This is a genomic window from Janthinobacterium sp. HH104 (assembly GCF_001758715.1).
Taxonomy (GTDB): Bacteria; Pseudomonadota; Gammaproteobacteria; order Burkholderiales; family Burkholderiaceae_D; genus Janthinobacterium; species Janthinobacterium aestuarii.
Genome location: NZ_LRIB01000008.1, coordinates 12,766 through 27,728 on the forward strand (window position 1 = coordinate 12,766; position 14,963 = coordinate 27,728).

Annotated in this window: 14 protein-coding genes; 12 read left to right on the top strand and 2 right to left on the bottom strand. The window is 61.0% G+C overall.

What is annotated here, in order from left to right:
* The first annotated feature begins 31 nt into the window (after positions 1 to 31).
* The 5 genes from hemH to can all read left to right on the top strand — a co-directional run bounded on the left by hemH (position 32) and on the right by can (position 6,159).
* Positions 32 to 1,141 carry a ferrochelatase gene (hemH, locus tag JAB6_RS00725; RefSeq protein WP_070301002.1) on the top strand — a complete coding sequence of 370 codons (1,110 nt, stop codon included), beginning with the start codon at positions 32 to 34 and terminating at the stop codon, positions 1,139 to 1,141.
* A 344-nt stretch (positions 1,142 to 1,485) separates the two neighbouring features.
* Positions 1,486 to 2,022 (top strand): nucleotide exchange factor GrpE, encoded by a 537-nt coding sequence (gene grpE / locus JAB6_RS00730; RefSeq protein WP_034745977.1) that lies wholly within the window; start codon positions 1,486 to 1,488, stop codon positions 2,020 to 2,022.
* A 91-nt stretch (positions 2,023 to 2,113) separates the two neighbouring features.
* Positions 2,114 to 4,057 (top strand): molecular chaperone DnaK, encoded by a 1,944-nt coding sequence (dnaK, locus tag JAB6_RS00735; RefSeq protein WP_034745982.1) that lies wholly within the window; start codon positions 2,114 to 2,116, stop codon positions 4,055 to 4,057.
* Between the two features lie 160 nt (positions 4,058 to 4,217).
* Positions 4,218 to 5,351, top strand: coding sequence for a molecular chaperone DnaJ (gene dnaJ / locus JAB6_RS00740; protein ID WP_034745985.1), 1,134 nt, complete (start codon positions 4,218 to 4,220; stop codon positions 5,349 to 5,351).
* Positions 5,352 to 5,487: 136 nt separating this feature from the next.
* Positions 5,488 to 6,159: a carbonate dehydratase gene (gene can / locus JAB6_RS00745; RefSeq protein WP_034788731.1), complete on the top strand. Its 672-nt coding sequence runs from the start codon at positions 5,488 to 5,490 to the stop codon at positions 6,157 to 6,159.
* Positions 6,160 to 6,177: 18 nt separating this feature from the next.
* On the opposite strand, the gene JAB6_RS00750 is transcribed toward can, so the two are convergent.
* Complete coding sequence (locus JAB6_RS00750) at positions 6,178 to 6,663, bottom strand: tetratricopeptide repeat protein (RefSeq protein WP_083292456.1); 486 nt, start codon at positions 6,661 to 6,663, stop codon at positions 6,178 to 6,180.
* Positions 6,664 to 6,874: 211 nt separating this feature from the next.
* Between JAB6_RS00750 and JAB6_RS00755 the strand changes: the two genes are divergently transcribed.
* The 4 genes from JAB6_RS00755 (at position 6,875) to JAB6_RS00770 (ending at position 10,521) form a co-directional block, all read left to right on the top strand.
* Positions 6,875 to 7,759 carry a TauD/TfdA family dioxygenase gene (locus tag JAB6_RS00755; protein ID WP_070301004.1) on the top strand — a complete coding sequence of 295 codons (885 nt, stop codon included), beginning with the start codon at positions 6,875 to 6,877 and terminating at the stop codon, positions 7,757 to 7,759.
* An 89-nt stretch (positions 7,760 to 7,848) separates the two neighbouring features.
* Complete coding sequence (locus tag JAB6_RS00760) at positions 7,849 to 8,805, top strand: ABC transporter substrate-binding protein (protein WP_254671402.1); 957 nt, start codon at positions 7,849 to 7,851, stop codon at positions 8,803 to 8,805.
* Between the two features lies 1 nt (position 8,806).
* The gene (locus JAB6_RS00765) at positions 8,807 to 9,652 is read left to right on the top strand and encodes an ABC transporter ATP-binding protein (protein WP_070301008.1); all 846 of its coding nucleotides are present in this window, start codon (positions 8,807 to 8,809) and stop codon (positions 9,650 to 9,652) included.
* Positions 9,649 to 10,521, top strand: a complete 873-nt coding sequence (locus JAB6_RS00770) for an ABC transporter permease (protein ID WP_070301010.1) — start codon at positions 9,649 to 9,651, stop codon at positions 10,519 to 10,521. The genes JAB6_RS00765 and JAB6_RS00770 overlap by 4 nt, the downstream gene beginning before the upstream one ends.
* 12 nt (positions 10,522 to 10,533) lie before the next feature.
* Here the strand turns inward: JAB6_RS00770 and JAB6_RS00775 are convergent, their stop codons facing one another.
* Entirely contained in the window at positions 10,534 to 11,427 is an 894-nt protein-coding gene (locus JAB6_RS00775) for an HTH-type transcriptional regulator ArgP (protein ID WP_034747696.1), read from the bottom strand.
* Between the two features lie 136 nt (positions 11,428 to 11,563).
* On the opposite strand from JAB6_RS00775, the gene JAB6_RS00780 reads away from it, so the two are divergent.
* The 3 genes from JAB6_RS00780 to JAB6_RS00790 form a co-directional block, all read left to right on the top strand.
* On the top strand, positions 11,564 to 13,993 hold the full coding sequence (locus tag JAB6_RS00780) for a penicillin-binding protein 1A (RefSeq protein WP_070301011.1): 2,430 nt from the start codon (positions 11,564 to 11,566) through the stop codon (positions 13,991 to 13,993).
* A 4-nt stretch (positions 13,994 to 13,997) separates the two neighbouring features.
* Positions 13,998 to 14,621, top strand: coding sequence for a trimeric intracellular cation channel family protein (locus JAB6_RS00785; RefSeq protein WP_034746006.1), 624 nt, complete (start codon positions 13,998 to 14,000; stop codon positions 14,619 to 14,621).
* Between the two features lie 97 nt (positions 14,622 to 14,718).
* The coding region (locus tag JAB6_RS00790; protein ID WP_139143235.1) for a hypothetical protein at positions 14,719 to 14,963 on the top strand (245 nt) is incomplete at its 3' end.

Below are 14,963 nucleotides of genomic sequence, written 5' to 3' on the forward strand. Positions count from 1 at the left end.
CTAATCCATCCAACGCCTTCGAAGAGCCTTCATGTCATTTCAAACAGAACCGCCGTACACGCATGGCAGCATCGACCGCAGCGCCGTGGTGCTCGTCAACCTGGGCACGCCCGATGCACCGACGTCGTCGGCCGTGCGGCGTTACCTGAAGCAATTCTTGTCCGATCCGCGCGTGGTAGAGATTCCCCGCATCGTCTGGTGGTTCATCCTGAACCTGATCATCTTGCCGTTCCGCTCCGGCCAGTCGGCCAAGAAATATGCATCGATCTGGACGCGCGAGGGCTCGCCCCTGAAAGTGCATACGCAAAAGCAGGCCAAGTTGCTGGCCGGCGCCCTGGCCGAGCGCGGCCATGACGGCGTGACGGTGGCGATGGCCATGCGCTACGGTTCGCCTTCCTTGCCGGAAGTGCTGGCCAAGCTGAAAAGCGAAGGCTGCGAGCGCATCGCCATCCTGCCGGCCTATCCGCAATATTCTGGCACGACGACGGGTTCCATCTACGACGCCGTGTTTGCCCATTACGCCACCGTGCGCAATGTGCCGGAATTGCGCTTCATTAAGCAATACCACGAGCACGACACGTATATCGACGCCTTGCGCGATTCCGTACTGAATCATTGGGAAGCGCATGGCCGTCCGGAAAAACTGGTGATGAGTTTTCATGGCGTACCCAAGCGCACCTTGCTGCTGGGCGACCCCTACCACTGCCAATGCCTGAAAACGGCGCGCCTGCTGGCGGAAAAGTTAAAATTAAGCAAAGAGCAATATGTGGTGACCTTCCAGTCGCGCTTTGGCAAGGCCGAATGGCTGCAGCCGTACACGGCGCCCACCCTGGTGGCGCTGGCCCAGCAAGGTGTCAAGCGCGTCGATCTGCTGTGCCCGGGTTTTACCAGCGATTGCCTGGAAACCCTGGAAGAGATCGCCATGGAAGCGAAGCATGATTTCGAGACGGCCGGCGGCCAGCAGTTTCATTACATCGCTTGCCTGAACGAAACGCCGGCCTGGATTGCGGGCATGGCGGAAATTGCGGAACAGCACATGATTGGCTGGCCGACGATGAAGACGGCGGCGCAGCGCGAAGCGGACAAGAAAGCGGGCGAGCAGGCGCGCACGGCAGCGCTGGCCTTGGGCGCGACGAATTAAGGATTGTAAATTTTTGACAATAAAAAGCCGCGCTTGCGCGGCTTTGTCATGTCTGGCGCGGCCAAGCAGCTTTCCAAATAGCAACACAGCCAATGGCGATGGCGGCGGCGGGGCTGGTAGAATGCCCGCTTTGCCGTGGGAAGCCTGGAAAATCAAGGGATGCGCGCACGGATCGCTGGCCGAAATGGATAGCATTTTGTAATACGCTGTAACATGGACCGATGTAATTCCGGTTTTGCCACGAATACCCCTTGAAACAATAGGATATAGCCCCATCTGCCCGTTAGTGTTGTAAAGATAGTTAGACTAACTCATTTAAGTCATTGATTGTAGGAGCTTTTCAGATGCAAGATCAGGAAAACCAAGCTGTACCTAATCCGCAAGCGGACGCCGCGGCGACTGCCCCATCGACTCCCGCAGAGCCTACTTTGGAAGAGCAGCTGGCGAGTACCGAGGCGCGTCTTGCAGAGATGCACGATGCCTTCATGCGCGCCAAGGCTGATGGCGAAAATATCCGTCGCCGCGCGCAGGAAGATGTTGCTAAAGCGCATAAATTCGCAGTCGAGAGCTTTGCCGAAGCCATGGTGCCCGTCAAAGACAGCCTGGAAACGGCGCTGACGGTGGAAGCACCGACCATCGAATCGCTGAAAGAAGGCGTCGAGATGACCTTGAAGCAACTGAACGCCGCGTTCGAGCGCAACCGCCTGGTGGAAGTATTGCCAGTGCAGGGCGAAAAGCTCGATCCGATGAAACACCAGGCCGTTGCCGTGGTGCCGGCGGACCAGGAAGCCAATACCATCGTGTCAGTCCTGCAAAAGGGCTATATGATTGCGGACCGCCTGCTGCGTCCAGCCATTGTAACGACCGCGCAAGCAAAATAATCAGAGGGCGGCATCAAGCAAGCCTTGAAACCATGCCGCTTTGCCACATATAAGAACCATCTGAAATCTAGCAAATAAAAGGAAATAAATCATGGGTAGAATTATCGGTATCGATCTGGGAACCACGAATTCCTGCGTTTCCATCATGGAAAACGGTCAACCAAAGGTAATCGAAAACGCTGAAGGCGCACGCACGACGCCGTCGATTATTGCTTATCAAGAAGATGGCGAAATTCTCGTCGGCGCGCCAGCGAAACGCCAGGCCGTGACCAATCCGAAAAACACGCTGTACGCAGTCAAGCGTCTGATCGGTCGCAAGTTCGACGAAAAAGAAGTTCAAAAAGACATCGCGCTGATGCCGTACCAGATCATGAAAGCCGACAACGGCGATGCATGGATCGGCGTACGCGACAAAAAACTGGCTCCGCCGCAAATTTCGGCTGAAGTCCTGCGCAAGATGAAAAAAACGGCAGAAGACTACCTCGGTGAAGAAGTCACCGAAGCCGTCATCACCGTGCCTGCGTACTTCAACGACTCGCAGCGTCAAGCCACCAAGGATGCCGGCCGTATCGCTGGCCTGGACGTCAAGCGCATCATCAACGAGCCAACCGCGGCAGCGCTGGCGTTCGGCCTGGACAAGACCGAAAAAGGCGACCGTAAAATCGCCGTGTATGACTTGGGTGGCGGTACGTTCGACGTGTCGATCATCGAAATCGCGGATGTTGATGGCGAGAAACAATTTGAAGTGCTGTCGACCAACGGTGACACCTTCCTGGGCGGCGAAGACTTCGACCAGCGCGTCATCGATTACATCATCGACGAGTTCAAGAAGATCAACGGCATCGACCTGAAAAAAGATCCGATCGCCCTGCAGCGCATCAAGGCTTCGGCCGAGCGCGCGAAGATCGAATTGTCGTCGTCGCAGCAAACCGAAATCAACGAGCCGTACATCGCCATGGCGAACGGCGCGCCGGTCCACTTGAACCTGAAGATGACCCGCGCCAAGCTGGAATCGCTGGTGGAAGAGCTGATCACGGCCACGATGGAACCATGCCGCATTGCTATCAAAGATGCAGGCGTGAAAGTGTCGGACATCGATGACATTATCCTGGTCGGCGGTATGACCCGTATGCCGAAGGTGCAGGAAAAAGTGAAGGAATTCTTCGGCAAGGATCCACGCAAGGACGTGAACCCGGACGAAGCCGTCGCCGTGGGCGCAGCGATTCAAGGTTCGGTCCTGTCGGGCGAACGCAAGGACTTGCTGTTGCTGGACGTTACTCCTCTGTCCCTGGGTATCGAAACCCTGGGCGGCGTGATGACCAAGATGATCCACAAAAACACGACGATTCCGACCAAGTTCAGCCAAGTGTTCTCGACGGCCGACGACAATCAGCCTGCGGTGACCATCAAGGTCTTCCAGGGTGAGCGCGAAATCGCCGCCGGCAACAAGGGTCTGGGCGAATTCAATCTGGAAGGCATCCCGCCAGCATCGCGCGGCACGCCACAGATCGAAGTGACCTTCGACATTGACGCCAACGGCATCTTGCATGTCGGCGCGAAAGACAAGGCCACCGGCAAGGAAAACAAGATCACGATCAAGGCCAATTCCGGCTTGACCGAGGCTGAAATCCAGAAGATGGTCAAGGATGCCGAGCTGAACGCGGAAGAAGACAAAAAGGTCAAAGAATTGGCCGAGTCGCGCAACCAGGCCGATGCTCTGGTACACTCGACCCGGAAATCCTTGACCGAATACGGCGACAAGCTGGATGCGGGCGAGAAAGAGAAGATCGAAGCGGCGATCACCGACCTGGAAGCAAGCATCAAGGCGGGCGACAAGGCTGAGATCGACGCCAAGGTGGAAGCACTGTCGAGCGCATCGCAGAAACTGGGCGAAAAAATGTATGCCGACATGCAAGCGCAGCAAGCTGCCGGCGGCGCGGAAGGTGCACAGCAAGCTGCTGGCGCATCGGACGCAGGCGCCAAGCAAGACGACGTTGTTGACGCTGACTTCAAAGAAGTCAAAGACAGCAAGTAATGTCTTGCGCTCCCATGAACTGGGGGCAGCCGGGCTGAACGCTACATCGCGGGATTAGCCGCGAAGACCGGCCGAGCCGAGTCGTTGCCCAGTGCAGCACTCGACTCGGCTTTTTCGTGTAATTTTTACATCAGTAGATAGACTGCAAGGTGCCGACAACATGGCAAAGCGTGATTTTTACGAGACACTCGGTGTCGCAAAAAATGCTTCGGAAGAAGAGATCAAAAAGTCTTACCGTAAACTGGCGATGAAATACCATCCGGACCGCAATCCGGACAGCAAGGAATCGGAAGAAAAGTTTAAGGAAGTCAAAGAAGCCTACGAGATGCTGACCAATCCGGAAAAGCGCGATGCGTATGACCGTTATGGTCACGCTGGCGTGGACCCGAACATGGGCGGCGGTGGCGGCTTCGGCGGCGGTGCTGGCGGCTTTGCCGACAGCTTCGGCGATATCTTCGGCGACATCTTTGGCGGTGGCGGTGGACGCAGCCGCAATGCGGGGCCACAGGTGTACCGTGGCGCCGACTTGCGCTACAACCTGGAAATTACACTGGAGCAAGCTGCTCACGGCTTCGACACGACCATCCGCGTGCCGAGCTGGGACAAGTGCGACACGTGCCACGGCAGCGGTGCCAAGCCGGGCACGTCGCCCACCACCTGCGGTACGTGCGGTGGCCACGGCCAGGTGCGCATGCAGCAAGGTTTCTTCAGCATCCAGCAAACCTGCCCGAAATGCCATGGCAGCGGCAAGGTCATCACCGACCCGTGCACGCCATGCGGCGGTGCCGGTCGCATCAAGCGCAACAAGACCCTGGAAGTGAAAATTCCAGTCGGTATCGACAACGGCATGCGTATCCGTTCGTCCGGCAACGGTGAACCGGGCACGAATGGCGGTCCGTCGGGCGACCTGTATGTGGAAATCCACATCAAGCCGCACGCCGTGTTCCAGCGCGAAGGCGACGACCTGCATTGCGAAATGCCGATCTCGTTCACCAAGGCGGCTTTGGGCGGCGAAATCGAAGTACCTACCCTGAACGGCAAAGTGTCGTTCACGATCCCGGAAGGCACCCAGTCGGGCAAGACTTTCCGCCTCAAAGGCAAGGGCATCAAGGGCGTGCGCTCCGGTTACGCGGGCGACCTGTTCTGCCACGTGGCCATCGAAACGCCCGTGAAATTGACGGAAAAACAGAAAGACCTGCTGCGCGACTTTGAAAAGTCGACGACCGAGGGCGGTGCCAAGCACAGTCCGCAAAGCAAGACCTGGAAAGACAAGGTCAAGGATTTTTTTGAATAAGCACACGTAATACCATGCGCCGGGATGCTTCAACATCCCGGCGTTTTTTTCATCACGACTGAGCAATGTGCGGGCATCGCCGGCCTATGGGCGCGATCTGCCGCCAATTCAGTCGTACGTACACAATGGGAGCGATATGACCGAACAGAAAAATGGCCCGGCCCTGGCGGAACTGCTGCAGCGTAACCGCCGCTGGGCCGACTCGATGGTGGCGAAGGACCCGAACTTCTTCAAGAACCTGGAAGCGCAAACGTCGCCCGAATACCTGTGGATCGGCTGCTCCGACAGCCGCGTGCCAGCGAATGAACTGCTGGGCATGGCGCCTGGCGACGTGTTTGTGCACCGTAATATTGCCAATGTGGTCGTGCATTCCGATCTCAATTGCCTGTCCGTCCTGCAATTTGCTGTGGACGTGCTGAAAGTCAAACATATCATCATCGTCGGCCATTACGGCTGCAAGGGCGTGCATGCTGCCATGACGGGCACGCGCATCGGCCTGGTCGATAACTGGCTGCGCCACGTGCAGGACGTGGGCCAGAAGCATGAGCGCTACCTGGGTGACGTGCTGACGAGCCGCCAGCGCGGCGACCGCCTGTGCGAACTGAACGTGGTGGAACAGGTCTTGAACGTGTGCCAGACCACCGTCGTGCAAGATGCGTGGGAACGGGGCCAGGAACTCAGCGTGCACGGCTGGGTCTATGGCTTGAAGGATGGCTTGCTGAACGACCTGGAAGTGACCGTCACGGCTGGCCACGAGCTGGCGCCGCGCATGGCGACGCGCCTGGCCCGCTACGAAGCCATCGCGTAATCAATGCCGGCGCCGTGCTTACGGCGCCGCATTGTCCAGGCGGCCCAGGTAATCGGCCGCCTCCCGCACGCCTTCCTGCGCCGCCTGGCGCAGCCAGGTTTTGGCCTGGGGAATGTCTTGCGGCGTGCCCCGGCCTTCGGCCAGCGCCACGCCATAGTGGTAACGCGCCAGCCGCGCATAGGCGGCGTCATCATTCGTATGTGCGCCGCGCCGCATCAGCGCCGTCGCCTGCGCCAGATCCTTGGTCACGCCGATGCCCGTTTCATACAGCTGGGCCAGCCAAATCATCGAATACACATCGTTCCAGCGCCGGATGCAATCTTCAAAGATGGCGACGGCGGCCGCATGGTCGCCCGTCTTGTCGGCCGCATAGCCGTACAAACACTTGATGCGCTTGTCGCTGTGCACATAGGCTTTGTAGCTGAGATCGCTTTCACCTTCGCTATCCTGCGCGTGGGCGAAAGCAGGGAACAGCAAGGCGAGCAGCAGGGCGTAGGTGGGCATGGCTATCCTGGTCTATGGTTGAGAATTGGTAGGTAAGCAAGTTGCATGCTCACCCCATTCCCGGGCAAAGTCCCTGCTGTTGCACCATTGCGTGACAGTGCCTGTTGCAGCGTGGCGCAACGCGCCGCGCATATCCATATAGTAAATGCTTCGTTTGCAAGCAAGGCTGGCGGGCATACAGTGGACTTCCCCAGACTCTTGGCGAACTCCCATGTCGGCCGTCCTGAAACCCGTGCAATCCACCAGTCACTTCCGTATCGAGACTTTCGATGCGCCGCTCGGCGCGCAAGTGCTGGGTCTGGACCTGGCGCAGCCGCTGTCGCAGGGCGATTTCCAGCGCCTGCACCACGCCCACCTCGATCATCACGTGCTGGTGTTTCGCGACCAGCGCATCACGCCGCAGCAGCAAGTCGATTTCAGCCGCCGCTTCGGCCCGCTGCAAATCCACGTGCTGCGCCAGTTCCAGCTGCCATCGCAGCCGGAAGTGCTGATCATCTCGAACATCGTTGAAAACGGCCAGCCCATCGGCCTCGGCGACGCTGGTCATTTCTGGCATTCGGACTTGTCGTACAAGGAAGTGCCCAGCCTCGGCTCCATGCTGCACGCGCAAGAGTTGCCGGACGAGGGCGGCGATACCGTCTTTGCGAATATGCACCTGGCCTGGGAAAGCTTGCCGGCCGCGCTGCGCCACGCCGTGCGCGGGGCCCGTGCCGAGCATAGCTATTTGAGCCAGTATGAGGAATTGCGCCGCCGCAACCCATGGCGCCCCGCGCTGACGCAGGCGCAGATCGATGAAGTCAAACCCGTTACCCATCCCGTCGTGCGCGTGCGTCCGGAAACGGGACGCCGCGCCCTGTTTGTCAGCGAGCACTTCACCACGCGCATCGTCGGCTTGCCCGACGATGAAAGCCGCGCCCTGCTCGATGAACTGTTTGCCCACAGCGTGCGCCCCGAGCACCTGTATGTGCATCGCTGGCAACCGCACGACCTGGTGTTCTGGGACAACCGTTCCCTGATGCATCTGGCGACAGGTTGTCCGTCCGACCAGCGCCGCAAGCTGTATCGCACGACCATCGAAGGCGATGCGCCGTACTGATTTTTTTGAACGTAGTTGACCAAGGAGTGTCCATGTTGCCGATCTTGACTTTTACCCGCCGCCTGCTTGCCACCATTGCCGTGCTGTGCATGGCCATGCCCATGGCCCGGGCCGAAGGGCAGATCCGCATCGCGGGCCAGCACGGCATCACTTTTCTTTTGCTCAATATCGCGCAGGAACAAAAGCTGATTGAAAAGCATGGCAAGCAGCAGGGCGTCGATGTGAAAGTCGAGTGGATCACCCTGTCTGGCGGCCCGGCCATCAACGATGCTTTGTTGTCGGGTAATATCGATATCGCGGGTGCTGGGCTGGGTCCGCTCTTGACCATCTGGGACCGCACGAAAGGCCGGCAGAATGTGCGCGGCGTGGCTTCGCTGGGCAATTTCCCCTATTACCTGGTCAGCAATAATCCCAAGGTAAAAACCCTGGCGGACTTGACGGACAAGGACCGCATCGCCTTGCCGGCCGTCTCCGTTTCCGTGCAAGCGCGCATCCTGCAAATGGCCGTGGCGAAACAGTGGGGCGACAAGGAATTCGCCCGCCTCGACAAGATCACGCAAACCCTGCCGCACCCGGATGCGGCCGCAGCCATCATCGCCGGCGGCACGGAGCTCAGCGGCCACTTCGGCAATTCACCATTCCAGGAACAGGAGCTGGCGCAAAACCCGAACGCGCACATCATCCTGAACTCGTACGACGTGCAGGGCGGACCGAGCTCGTCGACCTTGCTGTATGCGACGGAAAAGTACCGCAAGGACAATCCGAAAACCTACCGCGCCTTCATCGCCGCCCTGGCGGAAGCAGCGCAGTATGCGAGCAGCAATCCGCAAGGTGCGGCCGACATCTACATCAAGGTGAATAAAAGCAAGGTGGACCGCAATCTGCTGCTGAAAATCTTTGCCAACCCGCAAGTGCAATTCAAGATCGCGCCGCAAAACACCTATGGCTTGGCGCAATTCCTGCACCGCGTAAGCGCCATCCGCAACTTGCCCGGCAGCTGGCGCGATTATTTCTTTGACGACCCTGCCATCACACAAGGAGGCTGACATGAACGCACCCGCTTTTCATCTGGTCCGTCCTCCGGTTGCGCTACAGCCCTTGCTCAGCGTCAAGCATGTCAGCCTGGAATACCGCACCGAGCAGCGCACCGTGCGCGCCACGCATGAAGTCAGTTTCGACGTGTTTCGCGGCGACCGTTTCGTGCTGCTGGGACCATCGGGCTGCGGCAAGTCGTCACTGCTGAAAGCCGTGGCCGGCTTCATCGCGCCGCGCGCGGGCAGCATCGCCATGCAGGGCCAGCCCATTCATAAACCGGGGCCGGACCGTGTCGTCGTGTTCCAGGAGTTCGACCAGTTGCCGCCCTGGAAAACCGTGCTGGAAAACGTCATGTTCCCCTTGCTTGCCAGCAAGCGCCTGGACAAGCAGGCGGCCCGCGAGCGCGCCCATCACTGGATCGCCAAGGTGGGCTTGGCCGGCTTTGAAGATGCCCATCCGCATACCTTGTCGGGCGGTATGAAGCAGCGGGTCGCCATCGCCCGCGCCCTGGCCATGCAGCCGGAAGTGCTGCTGATGGACGAGCCGTTCGCCGCCCTCGATGCGCTGACGCGGCGCAAGATGCAGGAAGAACTGAGCCGCCTGTGGGAAGAGCTGCGCTTTACCCTCGTGTTCGTTACGCATTCGATCGAGGAAGCGCTGGTCGTGGGCAACCGCATCTTGCTGCTGTCGCCCCATCCGGGCCGGGTGCGTGCCGAATTGAACAGTCACCAGTTCGGCTTGCACAGCGCGGGCAGTGTGGAATTCCAGGCCGCCAGCAGCCGCATCCACGGCTTGCTGTTCGATGAGGAAGTCGCTCCCGTTCCGCAATCAGTTACCGCGCAGCGGGAAGCCGTATGAGCGCGCTGCTGGAACCACCGATCCGCCAGGAATTCGTCTATGCGGCGCCGCCACCAGCCGGCGTCACCGTCGAACGGCCGCTGTCGCGCTGGCAGCGTGTGAGCCAGCACGCGCTGTGGCGCAAGGCGCTCATTTTGCTCAGCCTGGCCCTGCTGTGGGAAGGCGCGGCGCGCTGGACGCAGAACGATTTATTGCTGCCCAGTTTTTTGCAGACGGCGCAGGCGTTTATCGGCGGCATCGCCAGCGGTGAATTGCTTACGCGAACAGCCGCCTCCCTCGTCGTCTTGCTGCAAGGCTATGCGGTGGGCGTGCTGGCCGCCTTCGTGCTGACCTTGCTGGCCGTGTCGAGCCGCATCGGGCGCGACCTGCTGGAAACCCTGACGGCCATGTTGAATCCCTTGCCGGCGATTGCCTTGCTGCCGCTGGCCTTGCTGTGGTTCGGCCTGGGGCGCGCCAGCCTGATATTCGTCATCGTCCATTCCGTGATGTGGCCGCTGGCCTTGAACACGTATGCGGGTTTCCAGGGCGTGCCCGAAACCCTGCGCATGGCGGGCCGCAACTATGGCTTGAACGGCTTGCGCCTGGTGCTGCACATCCTCGTGCCGGGCGCCTTGCCTTCCATTGTTTCTGGCTTGAAGATAGGCTGGGCGTTTGCCTGGCGTACCCTGATCGCGGCCGAGCTGGTGTTTGGCACGACGTCGGGGCAGGGCGGCCTGGGCTGGTACATCTTCCAGAACCGCAACGAGCTGTACACGGACAAGGTGTTTGCCGGTCTGGCCGCGGTGATCGTCATCGGCTTGCTGGTGGAAAACATCGGCTTTCGCAGCCTGGAGCGCGTCACCTTGAAACGCTGGGGCATGCAACGGTAGTTGTCACGATAATTATTTCAGCATGCTGCGCGCCGCCGCGATGATTTGCCGCGACAGCTGCTCCATGCGCGGCGACTGCACCTTCCACGTATGCCAGTACAGGGCCACGTCGGCCGGCGTCTTGGGCGTGAGCATTTCCACCAGTTCGCCATCCGTATTCGCTTTCAGCAGCAACTCGGGCACCATGCCGTAGCCGAGGCCGTAGCGGATGGCGTTGAAGTGCGAGGTGGCGCCCGGCACGTAATGGCAGGGGTAGGCCCCTTCGGGCAGCCCCAGCGCCTCTTGCAGGAACGACGATTGCAAGGTGTCCTTGCGCGTGTAGGCGACGACGGGCGCCGTGCGCGCCGCCTTGCGCGTCAGCCCGTGCGCGAACCACTGCTGGCGGAACGCGGGCGTGGCCACCAGCCAGTAGCGCATCACGCCCAGCGGCTCGGCCGTGCAGCCGCGCATGGGTTTCGGCTCCGTGCTGATGCAGCCGATCGCCATGCCTGTTTCCAGTAAGGTGTACGTGTGGTCCTGGTCTTCCACGGTCAGATCCAGCAGCACGCGCTCGCGTATCAGCACCTCGGACAGGGCGGGGAAAAACCAGGTGCCCATCGAATCGGCGTTCAGCGCCAGCACCAGGGTCAGCGGGGCATCCTGCTGCACCGCCAGTTCCGCCTGCAAGTCCGCTTCCAGCAACTTGGCCCGTTTCAGATACTGCATCAGCCGCTGGCCCATGCGTGTGGCCCGCGCGGGGCGGCTGCGCACGATCAGTGCATTGCCCAACTGGCTTTCCAGCGCCCGCACGCGCTGGGAAATGGCGGGGGAGGTCAGGTGCAGCCGCAGCGCCGCCTGTTCGAAACTGCCCGTTTCGACGACGGCGCGGAATGCTTCCGTATGTTTGGGATTGAGATCCATGGTCATCGCTTGCATAAGAAAAATTTATCAATACTAAATAATACTTACTTTTCATAAGGATGAGTGTGTTGCAGTGCACAATGCCTCTTTGATGGAGTACCGCGCGCCAGCGTGCGGCCTCCTGACAGCAAGGAATCCCACCATGGAAGCACAAGCGAACGACAGCAGCATCCGCAAGCCCCAGTCTAAGCTGGCGCGCAATCTGAAATTCGGCCTGGGATTGACCCTGGGCCTGGGCATGGCCGCCGCGCTGGCGGGCGGCTGGTGGCTGCGCCAGGCGTGGCAGGATTTGCCGGCCGTCGAACACCTGGCCCAGTACAAGCCCGCGCTGCCGCTGCGTATTTTCTCGAGCGAAGGCGAGCTGCTGGCCGAATACGGCGAAGAACGCCGCGAATTTTTGCCCCTCAAGGAAATCCCGCTGCGCATGCGCCAGGCCTTGCTGGCCATCGAGGATGCGCGTTTCTACGAGCATGGCGCCGTCGACTTCTATGGCTTGACGCGCGCCACCTTGGCCAACGTCGTCACGGGCCATCATGCGCAAGGCGCCAGCACCATCACCATGCAGGTGGCGCGCGACTTCTTCCTGTCGCGCGAAAAGACCGTGCAGCGCAAGCTGACGGAGATGCTGCTCGCCTACAAGCTGGAGCAGCACTACGGCAAGGACAAGCTGCTGGAACTGTATATGAACCAGATTTATCTGGGCGAGCGTTCCTACGGTTTTTCCGCCGCCTCGAACATTTACTTTGACAAGCCGCTGGCGGACGTCAGCATCGCCGAAGCGGCCATGCTGGCCGGCTTGCCGAAAGCCCCGTCGGCCTACAACCCCGTCGCCAATCCCCAGCGCGCCACCGTGCGCCAGCACTACATCCTGCAGCGCATGCGCGAACTCGGTTACATCACGCCAGCCGAATACGACGCGGCCGTGGCGGAAAAGCTGGCCCTGAACAAGGACCGCAACAGCTCCGTGCATGCGGCCGCATATGCGGTCGAGGAAGCGCGCCAGCTGATCCTGCAAAGCTATCCCGAAGGCGCTTACAGCATGGGCCTGGACGTGACGACCACCATCCGCATGGCGCCGCAACGGGCGGCCGACAAGTCGCTGCGCGATGGGCTATTGAATGCGCAGGCGCGCCGTGGCTACCGTGGCCCGGAAGCGCGCCTGGCCGCCTCCGAAGACAGCGTGGCGCGCCAACTGGCCGCCTACCCGGACAGCGGAGAATTGCGCGCCGCCCTTGTGCGCAAGGTCGATACCGCCGGCAAGCGCCAGGTGACGGCGCAGCTGCGCAATGGCGACGAGATCGTGCTGACGGCCTCGGAAGCGCGCCTGGGCGGCAAGCTGCAGTGGGACGGCAAGCGCGCCATCGCCGAGGGCAGCGTGATCCGCGTGGTGCGCGACGCGGCGAAAAAGGGCTGGCTGGTGAGCCAACTGCCCGAAATGGAAGGCGCGCTCATTTCCGTCGAGGCGCACAGCGGCGAGATCGTCGCCATGGCGGGCGGCTTCGATTTTTACCGCAACCACTACAACCACGCCATGCAGGCCTACCGCCAGCCCGGTTCCAGCTTCAAGCCCTTCGTGTATTCGGCGGCGCTGGAAAAGGGATATTTCCCCGGCACGGCCGTCGACGACACGCAACGCTTGCTGCTGCCGCAGGAAACGGGCGCACGGCCTTGGCGCCCGCGCAATTACGGCAACAACTATGAAGGCTTCATCAGCGTGCGGCGCGGCCTCGTGCGTTCGAAAAACCTGGTGGCCGTGAGCCTGATGCAGGCGGCCGGCCCCGGCTACGTGCAGCACTACGCCACGCGCTTCGGCTTCGAGGGCGCGCGTAATCCCGTGTCCCTGCCTCTGGCGCTGGGCGCGGGCGCCGTCACACCGCTGCAGCTGGCGCAATCGTATGCAGTGTTTGCCAACGGCGGCATGCAGATGCCGCCGAAACTGATCAAGGAAGTGCGCAGCCGCAGCGGAGAAGTGCTGTTCAGCGATGCGGCGCCACGCGCCAAGGATACGCCGGCACCGGGCACGCAAGTGATCTCCACGCGCAATGCCTACGTCATGGATAGCATGCTGCGCGACGTCGTCAAGAGCGGCACGGGCCGCGGCGCGCTGGCGCTGGGACGCGGCGACGCTGCCGGCAAGACGGGCACGTCGAATAACGCCTACGACGCCTGGTTCGCCGGCTACTCGTCCGGCCTCGTCTCCGTCGTCTGGCTCGGCTACGACCAGCCGAAAAGCCTGGGCAATGCCACGGGGGGGACTTTGGCGCTGCCCGTCTGGCGCGACTACATGCAGGTGGCCGTGCAGGGCCGCCGCGAACAGGTGCTGGCCGAACCGCCTGGCCTGGCCCTGCTCGACGGCGATTACGTGTATGCCGAATACCTGGCTGGCGACTGCCTGAAGGATAACTTTGCCTTTATCCACAGCAGCGTCGGCTGCGGCAGCGGCGATGCGGATACGCGCATGGCGCACGGTGACGCCGGCGATGGCGGCTCGAGCACGGGCACGAACGAAGCGCGCACCCTGAGCGAAGCGCGCGAACGCGAACAAATTCTCAAATCATTTTCGGAAGAGTAAGACCATGCTGCTATATACGATTTACCTGGTGGCGATCGTCGCCGAAGCGATGTCCGGCGCCATCATGGGCATGCGGCGCGGCATGGACTTGTTCGGCATCTGCATGATCGGCACCGTCACGGCACTCGGCGGCGGTACCGTGCGCGACGTGCTGCTGGGGCACTATCCGCTGGGCTGGATCGCGCATCCCGAGTACCTGCTGTTTACCATCGGCGCGGCCATTGTCACGGCCTTCGTCGCTCGCTATCTGCACCATCTGCGCGCCATCTTCCTGCTGGTCGACGGACTGGGCCTGGTGGCGTTTTGCGTGATCGGCTGCGACATCGCCATGTCGGCCAAGATGCATCCGGCCATCGTCGTGCTGGCGGGGATGATCACGGGTGTCTTCGGCGGCCTGCTGCGCGATATCCTGTGCAACCAGATTCCCCTCGTGCTGCAGCGCGAAGTGTATGCCACCGTGGCGCTGTTCACGGGCAGCCTGTACGTGGGCCTGCTGTACTTCAAGGTCGACAGCTCGGTGGCGCAGCTGGCGTCCATCGGCGCCGGTTTCCTGTTCCGCTTCCTGGCGCTGCACTTCGAGTGGCGGCTGCCGAATTTCAATGGCGACCGCATACGGGGTTTTGAATAAGGTAAAACGCTGCGTGATTATTTTCACGCGCCTTTAACCCCTTTTTCTGCGCCGCTGCGTTTCATGTTGGACACCCCAGCCAACCGGAGAAGAAGCGATGTCCAGCGCCCTCAAAATTACATTCATACTGTCCCTGCTGCTGTCGGCAGGCAGTCACGCCGCCGGCACGGCGCCGCGCAAGACCCTGGCGCCGTTCGCCAGCGAGCAGGCCTTGAACAGCTACCTGCAGCAACTGCAGGCGCGCCAGGCGGCCTTGCTGCGGGAGCAGCAGAAACTGCAGCGCGCCACGGCGCAGTCCATGTCACCTGCGTGCACGGCGCGCTGCCCATCCGCATCGACAAC

What these genes read in the sequence shown, in the direction of transcription:
- grpE (WP_034745977.1), top strand. Translation starts at nt 1,486, where the DNA reads ATGCAAGATCAGGAAAACCAAGCTGTACCTAATCCGCAAGCGGACGCC.
- hemH (WP_070301002.1), top strand. Translation starts at nt 32, where the DNA reads ATGTCATTTCAAACAGAACCGCCGTACACGCATGGCAGCATCGACCGC.
- JAB6_RS00755 (WP_070301004.1), top strand. Translation starts at nt 6,875, where the DNA reads ATGTCGGCCGTCCTGAAACCCGTGCAATCCACCAGTCACTTCCGTATC.
- JAB6_RS00765 (WP_070301008.1), top strand. Translation starts at nt 8,807, where the DNA reads ATGAACGCACCCGCTTTTCATCTGGTCCGTCCTCCGGTTGCGCTACAG.
- can (WP_034788731.1), top strand. Translation starts at nt 5,488, where the DNA reads ATGACCGAACAGAAAAATGGCCCGGCCCTGGCGGAACTGCTGCAGCGT.
- JAB6_RS00785 (WP_034746006.1), top strand. Translation starts at nt 13,998, where the DNA reads ATGCTGCTATATACGATTTACCTGGTGGCGATCGTCGCCGAAGCGATG.
- JAB6_RS00760 (WP_254671402.1), top strand. Translation starts at nt 7,849, where the DNA reads ATGGCCATGCCCATGGCCCGGGCCGAAGGGCAGATCCGCATCGCGGGC.
- dnaJ (WP_034745985.1), top strand. Translation starts at nt 4,218, where the DNA reads ATGGCAAAGCGTGATTTTTACGAGACACTCGGTGTCGCAAAAAATGCT.
- JAB6_RS00750 (WP_083292456.1), bottom strand. Translation starts at nt 6,663, where the DNA reads ATGCCCACCTACGCCCTGCTGCTCGCCTTGCTGTTCCCTGCTTTCGCC.
- JAB6_RS00780 (WP_070301011.1), top strand. Translation starts at nt 11,564, where the DNA reads ATGGAAGCACAAGCGAACGACAGCAGCATCCGCAAGCCCCAGTCTAAG.
- JAB6_RS00770 (WP_070301010.1), top strand. Translation starts at nt 9,649, where the DNA reads ATGAGCGCGCTGCTGGAACCACCGATCCGCCAGGAATTCGTCTATGCG.
- dnaK (WP_034745982.1), top strand. Translation starts at nt 2,114, where the DNA reads ATGGGTAGAATTATCGGTATCGATCTGGGAACCACGAATTCCTGCGTT.
- JAB6_RS00775 (WP_034747696.1), bottom strand. Translation starts at nt 11,427, where the DNA reads ATGACCATGGATCTCAATCCCAAACATACGGAAGCATTCCGCGCCGTC.